Raw genomic sequence first — 17812 nt, forward strand, 5'->3', positions numbered from 1 at the left:
GCTGGGGCGTCTCCGGACGGCCCGTGCCCGCGCGGGCGGTAGCCTAGGATGTGCAAGTACGTACAGCAAGGAAGTCAGGTGAGTGGACGCGTGGAGTTGCCCGTGTTCCTCTACGGCTTTTACGAGCGCAGGCTCCTCAAGGACCTCTCCCGGGACCGCATCCCGCGCCACATAGGCGTTATGGTGGACGGCAACAGGCGATGGGCCAAGCAGTTCAACGCTCCCACCAGCCAGGGCCACCAGGCCGGCGCGGACAAGATCCATGAGTTCCTCGGCTGGTGCCAGGAACTGGGGGTTAAGGTCGTTACGCTTTACATGCTGTCCACGGACAACATGAACAGGTCCAGTGAAGAACTGGACCTGTTGATGGGGATCATCGCCAACACCCTGGACCGGCTCGACGGGGACTCAAACATCTCGGTCCATGCCATGGGGGCACCGGAGCTGCTTCCGGATTACCTGGCTGAGCGACTCAACAAGCTCACCGCCCGCACGCCCGTCCGCGAGAAAATCCATGTCAACGTCGCCGTGGGCTACGGCGGGCGCCGGGAAATCGTGGACGCCGTGCGCGAGCTTCTCCATGACGCCGTGGCCAAGGGCACCGACATCTCCCGGCTCGCCGATGACCTCTGCGTGGACGACATCTCCCGTTTCCTCTACACGCGGGGCCAGCCCGACCCCGACCTGGTGATCCGGACCTCCGGCGAGCAGCGCCTCTCCGGTTTCCTGATGTGGCAGAGCGCCTACAGCGAGTTCTACTTCTGTGAAGCGTTGTGGCCCGCTTTCCGGAAGGTGGACTTCCTGCGCGCCCTGCGTGACTACGCCGGAAGACAACGCCGCTTCGGCACGTGACGTCCCTCCTTCATCAGAAGTTCACCCGGGCGCAACAGGAATCGCCGCGTAATGGTTGCGGAAATTACTTGGAGTGGATTTACGTTATATCCATCAGCAGGCAAAACCGCCGGCTGATCGGGGAGGCCAATACATGGAGCGAAACATCGCACCGGTTGTATGGGAGGCCGGACCCGGCCTCGTGGCCGAGCCGCCTCACCAATAACAAATCCGGGCTTGCGCCTGGGGCTGGAGTCGATGTGGCTACTTCTGAACAACTGCCCGAGGTCCTTTTCGACCAGGGAGGGAAAGCTGCCTCTCGCGCCACGCGAGCCACCACACAAACCGGCGCAGCAACGGATGCTGCCGCCGGTTTTGCCGTCTCCGGAAGGGAAGCCGACATCCACACCTTCGTGATCGACACGTCAGTCCTGCTGTCCGACCCCCTCGCACTGCTCCGCTTTGCAGAGCACGAGGTCATCGTCCCTGTGGTGGTCATTACCGAACTTGAGGCCAAACGGCACGACCCTGAGCTCGGTTACTTCGCACGAAAAGCCCTCCGGCTCCTTGACGACCTCCGGGTGAAACACGGCGGACTTAACCAGCCGATTCCCATAGGGAACGACGGCGGCAGCCTCATGGTGGAGCTCAACCACATTTCCTCAGAGGTACTGCCCCTGGGCTTCCGCAGCGGAGACAACGACAGCCGCATCCTCGCGGTAGCCAAGAACCTCTCGAACGAAGGCCGGGACGTCACGGTGGTTTCCAAGGACCTGCCGATGCGGGTCAAAGCCTCCGCCATGGGGCTCACGGCCGACGAGTACCGCAATGAACTGGTCAAGGACTCGGGATGGACGGGCGTGGCCGAGGTTGAAGCCAACGAACAGGAAATCTCCACCCTGTACGGCCATGAGCCCGTCTTCATCCCCGCCGCAGCCGAAATGCCGGTCAACACCGGACTCGTCCTGCTCTCGAACCGTGGGTCGGCCCTCGGCCGGGTGGGCCCCGACAAGCAGGTCCGCCTGGTGAAAGGTGACCGTGACGTCTTCGGGCTCCACGGCCGTTCCGCCGAACAGCGCCTTGCCATAGATATGCTGATGGATCCCGCCGTCGGCATCGTATCCATTGGTGGCCGGGCCGGCACCGGCAAGTCCGCCCTGGCCCTGTGTGCAGGCCTGGAAGCGGTGCTCGAACGCCGCGAGCACCGCAAGGTGATCGTCTTCCGCCCCCTCTACGCGGTGGGCGGGCAGGAACTGGGCTACCTGCCCGGCTCGGAGTCCGAGAAGATGAACCCCTGGGCCCAGGCGGTCTTCGACACCCTCGGTGCACTGGTCAGCCAGGAAGTAGTGGAGGAAGTCATTGACCGGGGCATGCTCGAGGTCATGCCGCTCACCCACATCCGCGGACGTTCCCTCCACGACGCATTCGTCATCGTCGACGAGGCCCAGTCCCTTGAAAAGAACGTGCTGCTCACCGTCATGAGCCGCATGGGCCAGAACTCCAAGATCGTGCTGACCCACGACGTCGCCCAGCGCGACAACCTCCGGGTCGGACGCCATGACGGAATAGCCGCCGTCGTCGAAACCCTGAAGGGACACCCGCTCTTCGGCCACGTCACCCTGACCCGCTCCGAACGCTCACCAATAGCAGCCCTGGTAACCGAGCTGCTCGAAGGCTAGGTGAACTAACCCGGTTGGCAGGTGCCCGGGGCACCCTTCCTCTGCGTGCTGGCTCCTTCGTCGCCTTTGACGCACGCTGCCGGAAGGCTGCCCCGCGCACAAGCCGGGTCATGGTCCTTCTCGTAGGAGCGCATCGCAGCGCATCGGGTGCTGTAGGTCGCCCGCGACCGTAGGCGCCCCTATGTGACGTGTCTAAGCGACGGAGAAGGGCCATGGGCTGGCGAACTCAACCTCGCGCGGCGGTCAGCTAACCTTCAGGTAGTTCGCCGCGGCTTCGTGGCCTTTTACCTGGAGGATCCAGTCGGGGCGTTTGAAGCTCTGCGGCGTGAGGCGGACGTGCTGTACTGTCTCGACTTTGGTGCCCCACGCCTTCCGGGTGGTTCCGTTGAACTCGTAGCCGAGGGAGCGCGAAACTCCCAGGGAAGCTTCGTTCCAGTCTGCCGCTTCGGACTCGGCTACTTCTGCCCCCAGCCAGTCGAACGCGTAAAGGGCGACGGCGGCGCGCATCTCCTTGCCGAAGCCGCGGCCCTGCACGGACTGCTTGAGCCAGGACCCTGTGGTGACCGTCTTGAGCGTGGCGAAGTCCTTGGCACCGACGTCCTGGCAGCCGATGAACCCGCCTTCGTGCCAGACGCCCAGGAGCAGCGTCCAGGATTCGGGCGTGCACTCGGCGCGGCACCGCCAGTACCAGCGGGCCATGTTCGGGCCCAGTTCCTCTGCCGGCAGCTCCGCCCAGGGGGTACTGAACGGGTTCTTGCCGGGCTCATGGATGCCGGTGCAGGCGGAGGCCACAGCACTTGGGATCTCTTCATCCATGATGGGGCGGAGTTCCAGGCGGGGCGTGGCCAGCGTGAGGTCGAAGAGTGGCCAGACTGAGCTCAGCGTAGTCATCAGCGAAGCCTAGCGGATGAGCCACCGCTGGTGCCTGTCACACTCAGGCGGGAATGTCCCAGCTGATGTGCTGCCGCACGTCGGTGAGGTTCATTGATTCGGCCAGGAACAGGTCATCGAGCATGTATTCATCCACGGCGATGATCCGGATCCAGTGCCCGTATTCATCGGTTCCGGGCTCCAGCGACTGGCTGGCTACACAAACACCCGTGCCCAGGTCAACGCGGATACGGGAGCGCCCAGGAAGGCACAGGGGAGCCGCGGGATCACCGGGACGGTAGGCCGCCGTGGGCGTTACCTGCGCCTCGAACGCCGGCCTGCCCTCGTGGTCGACAACCCGGAGTTCCTCCACGTGGACCGCGTTGCTGCCGGGGAACTCCAGGGGAACTGGAGCGTTGCCCGCGAGTTCCACAGGGTCCAGTGCTGCGGAGAAGCGGGCGTTGCCGAACCCGGGCTCACCGTAGGCTGCCTCGGGGCGGCGCTTCACCAGTCCTGCGTCGTCGTAGACGGGGTTGACCAGGTGGGGCGGCAGCAGCCAGGATTTCCGGGTGGAGCTGACATAGAAACCATCCCGGGAGTCGTTGATTCCGGTGGTGCTGTGGAGGACCAGTCCGTCCGGGCTTTCCAGCCGGAGCGCTCCGGGGCGCCGCAGCCACGCCCGGACCAGCGGTGCGGCGGGAGAAGGAGCTTCCGTGAAGGGTTCATCCCAGTACTCAAAGCGCAGTGACTGCCACTTCCAGGGCGAGGACCGGCACAGGTTGCGGAACGTGGTGATCGGATCTGCGGGCGATGCACCGCTGTTTGGATCCGGCCGGCGCCGGGCATCCCATGTCGCCATATCCACAGTTTACGCGGGCGTGGTAGGGCGGGCCGGGTAATTCCAGTAGCATCCGGAGGGTGATCGGACGACTGGGCGAACTGTGGCAGCACAACCCTGTGGCTTTTTGGCTGGTGCTCGCAGCATGCCTGTATTTTGCGGTGATGGCCGTCCGGCTTACTGTGATCGACGTCCGGCACCACCTCCTGCCGAACCGGATTGTCTTTCCGTCCTACGCGGTGGCTGGTGTCCTCCTGGTCGCGGCAGCGGCCCTCGCCGGGGCCGGTGAGATGGTTAACGATGCTCCACTGGCCGCATTGCTTGCCGTTCCCGCACGGGTGGTGGCCGGAGCCGCGCTGCTGTGGCTCTTCTACTTTGTGCTCAGGCTGGTCTATCCGCCGGGTATGGGTTTTGGCGACGTAAAGCTGGCCGGGGTGCTGGGGATGTACCTTGGCTATCTGGGCTGGGGGCACCTGTTTGCCGGCACCTTCCTGGCCTTCCTGCTGGGCGGCTTGTGGTCCGTTGCCCTTTTGGCGGCGCGGCGTGGAACGCTGAAGTCCTCCATCCCGTTCGGACCCTTCATGCTCGCGGGAACGGCCGCGGCCATGCTGCTGCCGGCTTGAGCCGCGGGCACTGGATAGGCTGGCGGTATGCCTGCGCCTGACTACATCCTGAGTTTGCGGAAGAAAATCGGTAATGACCCGCTCTGGGTCCCGGGGGTCCGGGGAGTGGTGGTGGACGATGCCGGGCGGATCCTGCTTGCCCAGCGGGCAGATAACGGCCAGTGGGCGCTGGTCAGCGGAATGCTCGATCCCGGGGAGCAGCCTGCCCGGGGCCTGGTCCGGGAGATCTTTGAGGAAACAGCCGTGGTGGCAGAAGCCGAACGCGTGGTCTCTGTTGGCGCCGTTGGCCCCTTTACCTACCCTAACGGCGATGTCTGCGAGTTCCTCGACGTCGTCTTCCTCTGCCGGTACATCAGCGGGACCGCGAGGGTCAATGATGACGAATCACTCGCGGTGGGCTGGTTCACCGTGGACGAGCTTCCCGAACTCATGCCGGGACACCTGGCCAGCATCCGGCACGCTTTGGCACCTGCGGAGGCGGCTCACTTCGAGCCCTGACCGGACGGCCACGCAACAGGATGCCGCAATCGCAAGATTGCGGCATCCTGTCGTTCCGGCCGGATGTGCCCGGGAGGCCTGATGCCGATGAAGGCGTAACGGCCGCGGCCGCCCGCCTTCGCTGGGAAGGTGGACGGCCGCCGTCGTACTTATTGGAACGAAGCCTGCTTTGGAACTAGGCCTTGTGCGGAGGGCGCGTCATGGACATGACGTCCAGGGCGGTGTCCAGCTGCTCTTCTGTGAGCTCGCCGCGTTCCAGGAAGCCCATGGCCACTACCGTCTCACGGATGGTGAGGCCCTCGGCAACCGCCTTCTTGGCGATCTTGGCCGCGTTCTCATAGCCGATGTACTTGTTCAGCGGCGTCACGATGGACGGCGATGCCTCGGCCAGGAACCGGGCGCGGTCCACGTTGGCGGTGATGCCGTCAATCATCTTGTCTGCCATGACGCGGCTGGTGTTGGCCAGCAGACGGACGGATTCGAGCAGGTTGGCGGCCATCACGGGGATGCCAACGTTCAGTTCGAAGGCGCCGTTGGTGCCGGACCAGGCGATGGCTGTGTCGTTGCCGATGACCTGGGCCGCAACCATGATGGAGGCCTCGCAAATGACCGGGTTGACCTTGCCGGGCATGATGGATGAGCCCGGCTGCAGGTCCGGGATGGCGATTTCGCCCAGGCCGGTGTTGGGGCCCGATCCCATCCAGCGGAGGTCGTTGTTGATCTTCATGAACGAGATGGCAATGTTGCGCAGCTGGCTGGACGCCTCGATGAGGCCGTCACGGTTGGCCTGCGCTTCAAAGTGGTCGCGGGCCTCGGTCAGGGGCAGCCCGGTGTCCGTCGCCAGCAGTTCAATAACGCGCTCCGGGAACCCTGCGGGGGTGTTGATGCCGGTTCCGACAGCTGTACCGCCGAGGGGAACCTCGGCCACGCGGGGGAGCGAGGCGTTGATCCGCTCAATGCCGTAGCGCACCTGCGCCGCGTAGCCGCCGAATTCCTGGCCCAGGGTTACCGGGGTGGCGTCCATGAGGTGGGTGCGGCCGGACTTGACGACGTCCTTGAACTCAACAGCCTTGCGCTCCAGCGACTCGGCGAGGTAGCCCAGGGCGGGGATGAGGTCGTTGATCAGGGCCGAAGTTGCGGCCACGTGCACGGACGTGGGGAACACATCATTGGAGGACTGGGAGGCGTTGACGTGGTCGTTCGGGTGGACAACCTTGTCGCTTCCGGCCGCCTTGAGGGCGCGTGAAGCCAGCTCGGCGATGACCTCGTTGGTGTTCATGTTCGAGGACGTGCCCGAGCCGGTCTGGAAAACATCGATGGGGAAGTCGCCGTCGTACTTGCCGGTGGCTACCTCGTCTGCCGCGTCTGCGATCGCCTTGGCCAGCTCGCCGTCGAGCACACCCAGTTCAGCGTTGGCCTGGGCCGCAGCCTTCTTGACCCGGGCCAGTGCCTCGATGTGGGCACGTTCCAGGGTCTTGCCGGAAATCGGGAAGTTCTCCACTGCCCGCTGCGTCTGCGCGCGGTACAGTGCGTTCACGGGGACGCGGACTTCGCCCATCGTGTCATGTTCAATGCGGAACTCTTCAGTGGAAGTCATGGGGCTAGCTTAGGGCGATCAGCCACGCCTTCGAAAACCGTGAAGGGCATGCTAAGGGTCCCGGCCGGAGCACTCCTAGCGGCCTCCTAGAGCTCGCCGATTCCCGAAACAAGGTTCGCATGACCCTCGGCGAGGCTGTACGAAAGGCCGATAACAGCCGAATGACCTTCCTCGATTGCGGCGGAAATCACACGCGAACTGTCCACGAGCCGCTGCGAAGTCTGCTTGACGTGCTCCACCACCATGTCATTGACCTCGGTTTCGTCATTGCGCAGCGACGTGAGTACGGACGGAGTGATCCGTTCCACCAGATCCCTGATGAACCCCGTGGGCATCTGCCCTGTCTCGACTGCAGACTTGGTGGCGCTCACTGCACCGCAGCTGTCGTGCCCGAGGACCACGATCAGGGGCACCCCCAGCACGCCGATGCTGTACTCGAGTGAACCCAGGACAGCGTCGTCAATCACCTGGCCCGCGGTCCGCACCACGAACACATCGCCCAAACCGACATCGAAGATGATCTCGGCTGCCAGGCGGGAATCGGAGCAACCGAAAATCACGGCAAAGGGATGCTGGTTTTCCACGAGCGAGGACCGGCGTGACGCGTCCTGGTTTGGATGGGAAGTTTCACCATTGACGAAGCGTTCATTTCCTTCACGCAGACGGCGCCAGGCAAGTGCAGGAGTCAGGTAAGTAGCCACGCAACTACGTTACGGTGCAGCAGGGCCTGATGGTGAAACTGTGACGGAGGGGTTGCTGTCCAGGGACTTCACGACGGCGTCCGCCAGGGTCCCGAATTCGTCCAGCTGGGCCTCGCCGGACAGGACAACGGTGGTCCCGCGGTAGTCGAGCACCAGCGATTTCCCGCCCTTGCCCGTGTCCCGGAGCTCCCATTCCTGGCCCCCGGCATTCCGGGAACCCGTGACAGGCGCGTTGCGCGTCTGTTGCAGCAGCCACGTGGGGTTGGCCTTGCTGGTCTGGACCAGGGCAATAAACGAATCCTTGGGCGTCAGGAAACCGACTTCCCATGTAGGCACTCCATTGCCCGTCCCCGCCTCCCACCGTGCGTAGTTGGGCCGGAAGGAGCCGCCGGTATCAGGCGCTGCCGGTGTGAATCCCGCCACATCGGCGGCGTTCCGCGAGGCTGCCGCTACGTCGATGTCCGGGCGGTAGCCGTCGCTCTTGGGCAACGGATTCATGAGGATGATCGGCAGGAACGCCGCGATGCTCACCACCAGGGCGATGATCATGCCGATCACCGACGCGTTGGCTCGTTTGGCTGCAGCCGCCGGAATGACAGGCTTAACCGGGGCCTCTCCGCCCGTTCCGCTGGAACCCTGACTGCCTGCGGATCCGGCCGGTTCGGGGCTGGGACTGGTCTTTTCCTGCATGTCATTCACCCCTCTATAGTCGCCCATGCCGGCCCGCAACTTCTATTCGGCCGCCTCCCGCACCCCTCCGCTTGTCCCCGCACATTGCGCGCCTGCGTCATCCGCCGTCCCACGGGCGGCACCACGACTATGATCGATAGCAGAGGAATCACCGCGCTGCTGAACCGGCGTGGCGGGTTCAATGATCGCCACTCGAAGAAGAGGTTAACGTGTCACAAGCGTCCATGACCCAGAAGTACTCCACGATCTCATCGTCCCTGGCAGTGGGCAACGACGAGCCGGACCGCAACCTTGCCCTTGAGCTTGTCCGCGTCACCGAGGCAGCGGCAATTGCCGGCGGGCACTGGGTGGGTTTCGGCGATAAGAACACGGCGGACGGCGCAGCCGTTGACGCCATGCGCTCCTTCCTTCAGACTGTCCACTTCAACGGCGTTGTGGTCATCGGCGAAGGCGAAAAAGACGAAGCCCCCATGCTGTTCAACGGCGAACGCGTCGGTGACGGTACGGGCCCCGAATGCGATGTTGCGGTCGACCCCATCGACGGAACCCGGCTGACGGCGCTGGGCATCAACAACGCCCTGGCCGTTTTGGCCGTGGCCGAACGCGGTTCCATGTTCGACCCGTCAGCGGTGTTCTACATGGAGAAGCTCGTCACCGGCCCCGAAGCCGCGGATATGGTGGACCTCCGCCTGCCGGTAAAGCAGAACCTGCATCTCATTGCCAAGGCCAAGGGCGTGAAGGTCAACCAGCTCAACGTCATGATCCTGGACCGCGACCGCCACCGCCCGCTGGTGGAGGAAATCCGTGAGGCCGGAGCCCGCACCAAGTTCATCATGGACGGGGACGTCGCCGGCGCCATCGCTGCCGCCCGGTCCGGCACCGGCGTCGATGCCCTCATGGGTATCGGCGGAACCCCCGAGGGCATCGTGGCGGCCTGTGCCATCAAGTCCCTCGGCGGTGTCATCCAGGGCCGGCTCTGGCCCACCAGCGACGAGGAAAAGCAGAAGGCAATCGACGCCGGCCACGACCTGGAACGCGTCCTGTCCACCAACGACCTCGTATCCAGCGACAACTGCTACTTCGCGGCCACGGGCATCACCGATGGTGACCTTTTGAAGGGCGTCCGCTACTCCAAGGACAAGGTCCTGACCCAGTCCATCGTCATGCGTTCCAAGTCCGGAACCATCCGCTTCGTGGATGGCGAGCACCAGGCCAGCAAGTGGGAAGGTTACGCCCGCAAGAGCTGATCCCCAGCCACGCCGCCAGACGTCGCCCCGGACCGCCCAGCGCTCCGGGGCTTCGGCGTTAATGCGTTGGTATAGGGTTTAAGCCATGATTCCAGCTGTTGTGCCCTGTACTGACCGCGCCCTTTGGGACGAACACGTCGACCGGTTCCAGGGGCACCCGCAACAGCTCTGGGGCTGGGGCGAGACCAAGGCCATGCACGGCTGGTCCGTTGACCGGGTGCTTTTGAACGAAGGCGACACCACCATCGGCTGCGCACAGCTGCTGATCCGGCGGCTTCCCTTCCCGTTCCGCGCGCTGGTCTACATCCCCAGGGGTCCGATGTGTGCGGTTGAGGACACTCCCGCCGTCCTCAGCAGCCTTGCCGACCATGCTGCCACCCGCCATCGCGGTGTCGTCCTCAGCATTGAACCGGACTGGGACCAGGACTCGCCCTACGCGGCCGCGGTGTCGGGCGCGGGTTTCCGGGAGTCCGCCAATACCGTGCTGATCCCGCGCACGCTCATCCTGGACCTCACCAGGTCCGATGACGAGCTGATGGCGGAGATGTCCAAGTCCACCCGCGCCAATATCCGCAAAGCGATGCGCAGCGATGTGGAATTCCGGAAGGTCAAGAACGACTCCGAGCTTGAGCAGGTACTCGCCATTTACCATGAGACGGCGGAACGTGCCGGTTTCGGTATCCACGAGGACCAGTATTACCGGGACATTTTCCGGAACATGGGAGACGGTTCCCCCATCATCGGGGCATTCGACGGCGAGCAGATGCTCGCGTTCGTCTGGCTGGCCCGTAGCGGCTCCACCGCGTTCGAACTTTACGGCGGCGTCTCCGCCGAGGGGCAGAAGCAGCGCGTCAACTATGGCGTCAAATGGGCGGCGCTGCAGGCCATGCGCGAGGACGGCTGCTCCAGGTACGACTTCAACGGGCTGCTCAATGACGGTATCTCGGACTTTAAGAAGCAGTTCGCCAAGCATGAAAACATGCTCCTGGGCACGTGGGAAAAGCCGCTGTCCCCGTTCTACCCCGCGTATGCCAAGGCAATGCCGCTGGCGCGGAAGAGCCTCCAGACGGCGCGGCGGCTCGTGAAGACTGCGTCCGGGCGCGCCCGGACAGTCCTTCGGCGCGGCTAGAGGCCGGTAGTCACCGCAAACGCCAGTGCCGGCTCCGTGCTGCCGGCGACAGGGTGGACGTTGACGGGAGCCTCGGCGGCAGCAAGGAACGCACTGCTGCCCCGGGAAAGCTGCAGGTCGCCCTTGGGTGAATCGAGGTAGACCTCGCCGGCCACCACAATGACCACGGCGGCACCGGACTGCGCAAGCGGGACAGGACCGTCATTCGGCCCGATCTCGATGCGCTGCAGCTGGAACTCCTCGAACGGCGGCCGGTACAGCTCCTGGCCCAGCATGGTCTTTTCGCCGGCAAGCATGGGGACAGCCACGGGGTGGAAGTCGACGGTGCGGAGAAGTTCGGGGACATCCACGAATTTGGGGGTCAGTCCGCCGCGCAGGACGTTGTCCGAGGACGCCATCACCTCCACCCCCAGTCCGTGCAGGTAAGCATGGACGTTTCCCGCAGGCATGTAAACGGCCTGGCCCGGCTGCAGTGAGATCCGGTTCAGGAGCATGGAGATCAACACGCCGGGATCGCCCGGGTACTTCTCGTTGAGGCTGATCACCGTTCCCAGCTCCGCTTCGTACGGTGCAAGGGACCCTCGGGAAAGGAGCGCCTCCACGACCTGGGCGGTGGCCTCTGCCACGGCCTCTCCACCAGTTATGAGGCGTTCGAAGGCCTTCCGCAGGCCGGCTCCTTCATCGCCGTCCTCCAGGGCCTCCAGCAGGGCAGGAACCAGGGCAGGCACCCGCCCCTCCACGGAGTCAAAGGCCGAGGCCACGTACAGCAGGATTTGCCGGGTTTCCGTTGCCGGCCGGAACCCGCACAGGGCTTCAAAGGGCGTCAGCGCGAAGATCATTTCCGGCTTGTGGTTGTCATCCCGGTAGTTCCGGTGGGGCGCATTCGCCGCGACGCCTTCGGCGTTTTCCCGCTCAAATCCAGCCCGCGCCTGTTCCAGGCTCGGATGGACCTGGAGGGACAGCGGCTGGGCAGCAGCCAAGATTTTTGCCAGGAACGGAAGCCTTGGGCCAAAGCAGGCCACGGATTCGGCTCCGAGGAAGTGCTCCGGATCGCTGGCGATCAGGGCATCGAGGGGCGTGTCAGTGCCGTTTTCGGGAACGTGGGCCACGGACGGCGAATCAGCGTGCGCGCCAATCCACAGCTCGGCCTCGGGCCTGCCGGATTCGGGCCGTCCAAGGAGTGATGCGATAGCCGTCGTTGAACCCCAGGCGTAATCCCGGAGGACGTTCTCAATCTCGTACAAGGCCGGTTCCGTTTCTTTGCTGTGGTTGCGTAGGGGCTAGAGCGGTGCGCAGAGGCCGTTGGTAGCCACCAGTTCGCGGATAGCCTGCTCGTTACCCTCGCGCTTGAGCTGGTTCAACATGGCTTCCGTGATCGGCTCGCCGTCCGGCGTTGTGGTCACAGGGGTAAAGTCCGACGGCGTGGATTGCCGGGGCAGGCTTCCTGCCCCCGCCAGGGAGGTAATGGGGGAATGGACGCCGGACGCCTGGATGTGCCCGCCGCCGGCAGCGGGTACGGCGATGGCGTCGTCAGCAATTCCGGCTGACTGTGCGGATGACGCCGAGGCCAGCAACTGGTCCACGCGCTCGTGGATCTGGTCGAAGTCCGGGACCGTGGAGAAGGAAGCATCGAAGTCCGGAGGGCCAATGGTCAGCCGCTTGACGTCCTGGCCTTTGGCCTTCACGGCGAGGTCAACGAAACTTCCAAGCTGCGAGGAGGAGATATTGGAGTCCACCACTTTGGTTCCCGCGTTGGCTATGTCCTCGAACTTGGACAGCAGCGTGCCAGGGTCCAGCTGCTTGAGCATGGCCTGCTGCACGCACTGCTGGCGCTGGATGCGTGCGTAGTCGTCCACGAACTCCCGGGACCGGCCATACCAAAGCGCCCGATCACCGTCGAGTGTCTGTTCGCCGGCGGGTATCCACCCGAGGGGCATGCCGTGGGTTTGGGTGTAATCGTCAAAGTAGCCGCTCATGGGCACCCAGCCGCCGGCCTTGATTTTGATGCCGCCCATGGCATCTATGAGCCTGGCAAAGCCCTCCATGTCCACCAGGACGTAAGCCTGGACAGTGAGGCCGAGTGTGCCCGAGACAGCCTCCAGCGTAGCCTGCGCGCCCGGATCGGCGACGCCCGGGTAAAGGTCGGCGTACTCGTTGGTGACCTCGGTATTGATCGCGTTGATCAGGCACTCGTCGCCACAGTTGTAACCGTCCGGGTAGATGGCCCGCATGGGCGAGTCCTCGCTGAACTGGGCGTTCTGGAGGTTCCGGGGGACCGAGATGATGGCGGTGCTGCCGGTTTCTGCGTCAACGCTGAGGACGGAGAGGCTGTCCGGACGTCTGCCGGTACGGTCGTCACCGGCATCCCCGCCCATCATCAGGAAGTTGTAGCGGCCGTCCACAGGATCGATGGCAGGACCTGAGGAGAAGATGCTGCCGATTGCATTGCGCCCGACGTTCAGCAGGTAAGCGAGGTAGCCGAGCGATCCGCTGCCCAGGACCAAAGCCAGGACCAGGGAGATTACGACGGCGGGGCGCGCTGACGGTGCCAGCAGTACCGGGCGGATGAGCCGCAACGTATTGACGAACAGCATCGCCCAGCCTGCGGCCAGTGCGACGAGCAGGATGACGATGGCCAGCGACGCAAACGGGTTGGTAATGATGTTGATGAGCAGTGTCCGGTTGAGCAGCAGCAGGAGCACTGCCAGGACAACGACTGCCCAGACGCACAGCGTGACCCGCAGTGCTGCACGCCCCAGCCTCCTGTCGCCCGCTACCAGCTGTGCACTGCCGGGGACCAGCAAAGTCAGCAGCACCAGCACAAAGCCCCTTTTGGTGCGCACCGGGGAGGAAGCACTGACGGGGTACCGGACGGGATCGGTCAGTGCCGTATCGGATGCGGAGCGGGGTACTTTGCTGCTGGTCATGCCGCCGGTCCTAACGGCTGCCCCGGAGGGTGTTGCCTTCAGCGAAGACCTCGGCGACTTTTTGCCGGAGTGTTGCTCCCTTGCGGCTTGCTACGGCATTGAGGTCTGACGCGAACTCGAGGAGGTCTGCACGCAGTGAGGATGCAAGCTCATCGGTCCCGGCGGCCAGCATGCGGACCGCCAGTAGTCCGGCGTTGCGGGCCCCGGCGATGGACACGGTGGCAACGGGGACGCCGGCCGGCATCTGGACGATCGAGAGCAGGGAGTCCATGCCGTCAAGGGTCTTCAGCGGGACGGGCACCCCAATCACCGGCAGGGGAGTGACGCTGGCCAGCATGCCCGGCAGGTGGGCTGCGCCGCCGGCTCCGGCGATGATTACCCGCAGTCCGCGCTCGTGGGCCGTTTGCCCGTAACGGATCATCTCGGTGGGCATCCGGTGGGCGGACACCACGTCGGCTTCGAACGCAATCCCGAATTCGGCCAAGGCCTCCGCTGCGGCCTCCATGACCGGCCAGTCGGAATCGGAGCCCATGACGAGGCCCACCAGCGGGCTGGCCGCCGAACCGGCGGCAGGGGTTGCTGGGGCGCTCATGAGTTCTCCTCGAAAGTTTGTGCCGATTCTTCCGCCGGTACCCGGCCGTCGCGGATGATGCTTGCCACCATGGTGGCACGGCGCCGGACCGAATCCACGTCCGCCGTGGACGTGGCCGCCAAATTCACGTGGCCGATCTTCCGGCCCGGCCGCACCGACTTGCCGTAACAGTGCACCTTGGCTGCCGGTTCGCTGGCAAGCGCCAGCGGGAATGCTGAATACAGGTCCTGGTTGTCGCCGCCAAGGAAATTCTTCATGACGGTGACGGGAGCCAGGGCATCGGTAGCTCCCAGCGGGAGGTTAAGCACCGCACGCAGGTGCTGCTCGAACTGGCTGGTCACTGCACCGTCCTGGGTCCAGTGACCGGTGTTGTGCGGGCGCATGGCCAGCTCATTGATCAGGAACCCGGGCCCCATTCCGGGAGTTTCGAAGAGTTCCACGGCCAGGACGCCGGTGACTCCCAATTCGCCCGCTATCCGCAGGGCGGCGTCCTCGGCGGCGGCGGCAACCTCCACGGGGATCTCCAGGGCAGGAGCGATCACTTCGTCGCATACGCCGTCCACCTGGATGGTGTGTACTACCGGCCACGCGCGCGCCTCACCGTCGGGTGTCCTTGCCACCAGGGCCGAAAGCTCACGGGTGAAGTCGACTTTTGCCTCGGCCAGGAGGGGGCTCATGGCCGCAAACCACTCCTCGGTGCCGGCTGCTTCTTCGGCTGACCCGACGATCCGCACGCCTTTGCCGTCGTATCCGCCGCGTGGCATCTTAAGGACTACCGGCCATCCGATATCGTCACCGAACCTCACCAGGGCCGCGACGTCGTCCACCGAGGCCCAGGCGGGGTTGGGAAGTTCGAGCCGGTCGATTGCGGCACGCATCACAAGCTTGTCCTGCGCATTTACCAGCGCGTCAGGCCCGGGCTGGACGTTGACGCCGGCCGCCTGCAGGGCCCGGAGATGGTCCGTGGGCACGTGCTCGTGATCGAAAGTCATCACGTCCAGGCCGTTGGAGAAGTCAAGCAGTGTCTGCAGATCCTTGTAGTCGCCTACCGGCGAAGTTGATACCGCCGAGACTGCTGAAACATCGTCGCCCTCGGCAAGGACGCGGAGTTCGAAGCCGAGGGCAGTTGCGGCTGGGGCCATCATGCGGGCAAGTTGGCCGCCGCCAACTACACCTATTACTGGAAAAGTCACATGGGCCAGCCTACCGAAGACCGCCCCGTAAACCGCCTTCCGGCCGCGCCGGGCGCTGAGATTTTAGGTAAACATGTTCTGCGGGGAAGGTCCCCGACAGGCTGGCCCGGAACTTTGGGGGCTAAAATAGGCCTCTGGCCGTGTGGCCCATCATTCAACGGCCATGGAGGGTCATGTTTAGTTCACTTGCAGATCGCATCCGGGGGCTGGCCTCGCTTTTTTGGCGCGAAGTGGCCAAATTCGGGGCTGTCGGCGGTGTTGCGTTCGTCATTGACTCTGCGGTGTTCATTTGGCTTTTCACCGGGCCGATGCACGGCAGCGAGGTCTGGGCAAAGGCTCTTGCCACCGTTGTGGCGAGTATCTTCTCCTGGGTGGCCAACCGCTACTGGACCTTCAGGCACCGCAAGCAGGCCAATGTGATGCGCGAGGCTGTGCTCTTTGCCTTGATGAACCTCGTTGGGCTCCTCATCGCCTCCGGCTGCGTTTGGTTCGCGAAGTACGTGCTGGACCTCAACGACAAGCCGTCACTCTTCATCGCGGGAAGTGTAGTGGGACTGGTTCTGGGAACCATCTTCCGGTTCTTTGCCTACCGCTTCTGGGTCTTTAACGAGGAGCTGGACCAGGAACCGGAGTTCTCCCACGACCACGAACTCATCGAACTCCACCACCACAAGGAACACGCGGCTGCCGTGGAGCGCGAGCCCTCTGCGGAAGGGCCGGCCAAGCCATAGCGCCTTAGGTCAGGCCCAGGCGGGGGCACCTTAGTTGCCGTGGATTCGCTCAGCGGCAAGCAACTTGTCCGTCAGCTCCACATCAGGATGGGTCAGGACCACGGAGCCGCCCTGCTTCCATGCTCCAAGGGCGTTCGCCAAAGCCGGCTCCAGGCCATCGCCTGCAGGTATGTGCAGCCGCACGCCCTCGTCGTGGGAAACGGCGAAACTGTCGAGCAGTTCCCGGTGGAGGTGCCCGCGGCCGGTCCCGTCCACGAGGGCGCACGCTGCAGGATCGGCGTCTGCATGCGGCATGAAGACGTCACCGTGGGCGCGCACCTCCGCTGCGTAATCGATACAGCCCTTCGCAAGCTCCCCTGGCCAGCGCATGGCGAGGGCGGGCAGCGCGACGGCAATAACGGCGTCGTACTTTCCATCAACGGAATCAGGGTCTGCCGTGACCAGGAAGTCAGCTGTGTTTCCCTCCAGCACGGTTTCCAGGCCGAGCTGCCAGGCAGCCAGGGCCCACACCATTGCCTTCCAGTGGGCCGGCAACTCCAGCCGAAGCCGCATTCCCGGGGCGGCGTCCACTTCGTCCTGCAGCAGGTTGCTGGTCTTGGCGACCCAGTTGTCCAGGACCCGGCCGGAGAGTTCCACGCGCTCCGTGTCCGGGCCATACCAGGTGAGGCGGGGCGACGTGGAGCTTCCTGAGCGAAGGCTGGCCATCAGATCTTGGGCGGGAGTAGTCATGGACCCATCCTGCCACCGCCGCCACACAGGGTCACCGGTTGCTTGCACGCCGCTGGAAATTCCTGTCACCGGAGTGACATTTATCACATAGGATGCTAAGCGTGCTTGCTATTAATCCGAAATCCGGGTATTTTCGCGCCAGCACGGCAATTTTGAGGGTGTTTTGGCCGCCGGCGCCGGTTCTGCCGGCCGTATTCCTGCCGGCCCGGGAAAATTCCCGGGCGTGGCGTACGCAATTTTGCGGAACCCTAGTGATTATTATCCCGGCTGCGGCTTGACTCGCCCAAGTTACACACGTGTAATTAGGTATCTAAAGCGACTGCGTAAATACCGGCACACAACCGAGTGTCCATGTATCCAGGCAGAAGGCTGCAACATCAGGAGGGTCGCCGTGGGGCAAGCAGAGCGTATCCAGGAAGATGCCATCGTGGCCGGTCAGGCAACGGCAAAATACCGCGCGCGGGGGGTGCCGAGCGACTGGTACGTGGACCCGGCTGATCATGAAGCCGCGGAGCGATACAACCGGAATACCGGCGGCATCCTGGAGGACCAGGCGACGGCATTCCTTGCTGCCCATGAGGCCCTCCTGGGCGGCGGCGGGGACCACGAAGACGACCTCGACCCACCCATGGAGCTGCCCGCGGCCGGCGCAGCGCAGCCCGTCTGGATCGGACTGCCCTTCCAACAGGATTTCGACGACGAAGGCGAGCTGGGGTGGCAGACTGACGCCTTGTGCGCCCAGACGGATCCCGAGGCATTCTTCCCGGAGAAGGGTGGCTCCACCCGCGACGCCAAGAAAGTCTGTGGAGCCTGCAATGTACGGTCGCAATGCCTGGAATACGCGCTGGCAAACGACGAACGGTTCGGCATTTGGGGAGGCCTTTCCGAGCGTGAGCGCCGGCGGCTGAGGAAGCGAGCAATCTAATTCACCAGGATG

18 protein-coding genes are annotated in these 17812 nt (G+C 64.2%); 8 read left to right on the top strand and 10 right to left on the bottom strand.

Translation table 11 applies throughout. The annotated features are described in order from the left end of the window. Window positions 1-90: 90 nt before the first annotated feature. Window positions 91-852 (top strand): isoprenyl transferase, encoded by a 762-nt coding sequence (locus NXY83_RS06470; RefSeq protein ID WP_258806088.1) that lies wholly within the window; start codon window positions 91-93, stop codon window positions 850-852. 239 nt (window positions 853-1091) lie between these two features. Beyond that, entirely contained in the window at window positions 1092-2510 is a 1419-nt protein-coding gene (locus NXY83_RS06475; protein WP_258805261.1) for a PhoH family protein, read from the top strand. A 243-nt stretch (window positions 2511-2753) separates the two neighbouring features. Here the strand turns inward: NXY83_RS06475 and NXY83_RS06480 are convergent, their stop codons facing one another. Together NXY83_RS06480 and NXY83_RS06485 are read right to left on the bottom strand one after the other, a co-directional pair. Then, a complete protein-coding gene (locus NXY83_RS06480; protein WP_258805262.1) occupies window positions 2754-3401 on the bottom strand; it encodes a GNAT family N-acetyltransferase in 648 nt (215 codons plus the stop codon). Window positions 3402-3444: 43 nt separating this feature from the next. Then, window positions 3445-4239 (bottom strand): hypothetical protein, encoded by a 795-nt coding sequence (locus NXY83_RS06485; RefSeq protein WP_258805263.1) that lies wholly within the window; start codon window positions 4237-4239, stop codon window positions 3445-3447. Window positions 4240-4298: 59 nt separating this feature from the next. Between NXY83_RS06485 and NXY83_RS06490 the strand changes: the two genes are divergently transcribed. Next, the gene (locus NXY83_RS06490; protein WP_258805264.1) at window positions 4299-4841 is read left to right on the top strand and encodes a prepilin peptidase; all 543 of its coding nucleotides are present in this window, start codon (window positions 4299-4301) and stop codon (window positions 4839-4841) included. Window positions 4842-4868: 27 nt separating this feature from the next. Further along, window positions 4869-5339 (top strand): NUDIX hydrolase, encoded by a 471-nt coding sequence (locus tag NXY83_RS06495; protein WP_258805265.1) that lies wholly within the window; start codon window positions 4869-4871, stop codon window positions 5337-5339. Between the two features lie 175 nt (window positions 5340-5514). Here the strand turns inward: NXY83_RS06495 and NXY83_RS06500 are convergent, their stop codons facing one another. The 3 genes from NXY83_RS06500 to NXY83_RS06510 form a co-directional block, all read right to left on the bottom strand. Beyond that, window positions 5515-6936 (bottom strand): class II fumarate hydratase, encoded by a 1422-nt coding sequence (locus tag NXY83_RS06500; protein ID WP_258805266.1) that lies wholly within the window; start codon window positions 6934-6936, stop codon window positions 5515-5517. A gap of 86 nt (window positions 6937-7022) precedes the next feature. Next, a complete protein-coding gene (locus NXY83_RS06505) occupies window positions 7023-7637 on the bottom strand; it encodes a carbonic anhydrase (protein WP_258805267.1) in 615 nt (204 codons plus the stop codon). A gap of 9 nt (window positions 7638-7646) precedes the next feature. Beyond that, the gene (locus tag NXY83_RS06510) at window positions 7647-8327 is read right to left on the bottom strand and encodes a DUF4245 domain-containing protein (RefSeq protein ID WP_258805269.1); all 681 of its coding nucleotides are present in this window, start codon (window positions 8325-8327) and stop codon (window positions 7647-7649) included. A gap of 224 nt (window positions 8328-8551) precedes the next feature. Here NXY83_RS06510 and glpX point away from each other — a divergent pair, with 224 nt between their 5' ends. Further along, window positions 8552-9574, top strand: coding sequence for a class II fructose-bisphosphatase (gene glpX, locus NXY83_RS06515; RefSeq protein WP_258806089.1), 1023 nt, complete (start codon window positions 8552-8554; stop codon window positions 9572-9574). 85 nt (window positions 9575-9659) lie between these two features. Further along, a complete protein-coding gene (locus NXY83_RS06520) occupies window positions 9660-10703 on the top strand; it encodes a lipid II:glycine glycyltransferase FemX (protein WP_258805270.1) in 1044 nt (347 codons plus the stop codon). On the opposite strand, the gene manA is transcribed toward NXY83_RS06520, so the two are convergent. The 4 genes from manA to NXY83_RS06540 are packed head-to-tail and all read right to left on the bottom strand — an operon-like array spanning window position 10700 to window position 15367. Next, entirely contained in the window at window positions 10700-11947 is a 1248-nt protein-coding gene (gene manA, locus NXY83_RS06525) for a mannose-6-phosphate isomerase, class I (protein WP_258805271.1), read from the bottom strand. The genes NXY83_RS06520 and manA overlap by 4 nt on opposite strands. 36 nt (window positions 11948-11983) lie before the next feature. After that, window positions 11984-13630: an LCP family protein gene (locus NXY83_RS06530; RefSeq protein ID WP_258805272.1), complete on the bottom strand. Its 1647-nt coding sequence runs from the start codon at window positions 13628-13630 to the stop codon at window positions 11984-11986. Between the two features lie 10 nt (window positions 13631-13640). Next, window positions 13641-14222, bottom strand: a complete 582-nt coding sequence (gene purE, locus NXY83_RS06535) for a 5-(carboxyamino)imidazole ribonucleotide mutase (protein ID WP_258805273.1) — start codon at window positions 14220-14222, stop codon at window positions 13641-13643. After that, window positions 14219-15367 (bottom strand): 5-(carboxyamino)imidazole ribonucleotide synthase, encoded by a 1149-nt coding sequence (locus NXY83_RS06540; RefSeq protein WP_258805274.1) that lies wholly within the window; start codon window positions 15365-15367, stop codon window positions 14219-14221. Before NXY83_RS06540 ends, purE begins: the two co-directional genes overlap by 4 nt. 221 nt (window positions 15368-15588) lie before the next feature. On the opposite strand from NXY83_RS06540, the gene NXY83_RS06545 reads away from it, so the two are divergent. Next, a complete protein-coding gene (locus NXY83_RS06545; RefSeq protein ID WP_258805275.1) occupies window positions 15589-16146 on the top strand; it encodes a GtrA family protein in 558 nt (185 codons plus the stop codon). Between the two features lie 30 nt (window positions 16147-16176). Here the strand turns inward: NXY83_RS06545 and NXY83_RS06550 are convergent, their stop codons facing one another. Continuing rightward, window positions 16177-16875 (bottom strand): TIGR03089 family protein, encoded by a 699-nt coding sequence (locus tag NXY83_RS06550; protein ID WP_258805276.1) that lies wholly within the window; start codon window positions 16873-16875, stop codon window positions 16177-16179. A 391-nt stretch (window positions 16876-17266) separates the two neighbouring features. Here NXY83_RS06550 and NXY83_RS06555 point away from each other — a divergent pair, with 391 nt between their 5' ends. Continuing rightward, on the top strand, window positions 17267-17800 hold the full coding sequence (locus NXY83_RS06555; RefSeq protein WP_258805277.1) for a WhiB family transcriptional regulator: 534 nt from the start codon (window positions 17267-17269) through the stop codon (window positions 17798-17800). Window positions 17801-17812 lie beyond the last annotated feature (12 nt).

It is taken from the genome of Pseudarthrobacter sp. NS4, assembly GCF_024758005.1.
Classification (GTDB): domain Bacteria; phylum Actinomycetota; class Actinomycetes; order Actinomycetales; family Micrococcaceae; genus Arthrobacter.

What these genes read in the sequence shown, in the direction of transcription:
- NXY83_RS06480 (WP_258805262.1), bottom strand. Translation starts at nt 3,401, where the DNA reads ATGACTACGCTGAGCTCAGTCTGGCCACTCTTCGACCTCACGCTGGCC.
- NXY83_RS06485 (WP_258805263.1), bottom strand. Translation starts at nt 4,239, where the DNA reads ATGGCGACATGGGATGCCCGGCGCCGGCCGGATCCAAACAGCGGTGCA.
- NXY83_RS06495 (WP_258805265.1), top strand. Translation starts at nt 4,869, where the DNA reads ATGCCTGCGCCTGACTACATCCTGAGTTTGCGGAAGAAAATCGGTAAT.
- NXY83_RS06500 (WP_258805266.1), bottom strand. Translation starts at nt 6,936, where the DNA reads ATGACTTCCACTGAAGAGTTCCGCATTGAACATGACACGATGGGCGAA.
- NXY83_RS06510 (WP_258805269.1), bottom strand. Translation starts at nt 8,327, where the DNA reads ATGCAGGAAAAGACCAGTCCCAGCCCCGAACCGGCCGGATCCGCAGGC.
- glpX (WP_258806089.1), top strand. Translation starts at nt 8,552, where the DNA reads ATGACCCAGAAGTACTCCACGATCTCATCGTCCCTGGCAGTGGGCAAC.
- NXY83_RS06520 (WP_258805270.1), top strand. Translation starts at nt 9,660, where the DNA reads ATGATTCCAGCTGTTGTGCCCTGTACTGACCGCGCCCTTTGGGACGAA.
- NXY83_RS06530 (WP_258805272.1), bottom strand. Translation starts at nt 13,630, where the DNA reads ATGACCAGCAGCAAAGTACCCCGCTCCGCATCCGATACGGCACTGACC.
- purE (WP_258805273.1), bottom strand. Translation starts at nt 14,222, where the DNA reads ATGAGCGCCCCAGCAACCCCTGCCGCCGGTTCGGCGGCCAGCCCGCTG.
- NXY83_RS06540 (WP_258805274.1), bottom strand. Translation starts at nt 15,367, where the DNA reads ATGATGGCCCCAGCCGCAACTGCCCTCGGCTTCGAACTCCGCGTCCTT.
- NXY83_RS06545 (WP_258805275.1), top strand. Translation starts at nt 15,589, where the DNA reads ATGTTTAGTTCACTTGCAGATCGCATCCGGGGGCTGGCCTCGCTTTTT.
- NXY83_RS06550 (WP_258805276.1), bottom strand. Translation starts at nt 16,875, where the DNA reads ATGACTACTCCCGCCCAAGATCTGATGGCCAGCCTTCGCTCAGGAAGC.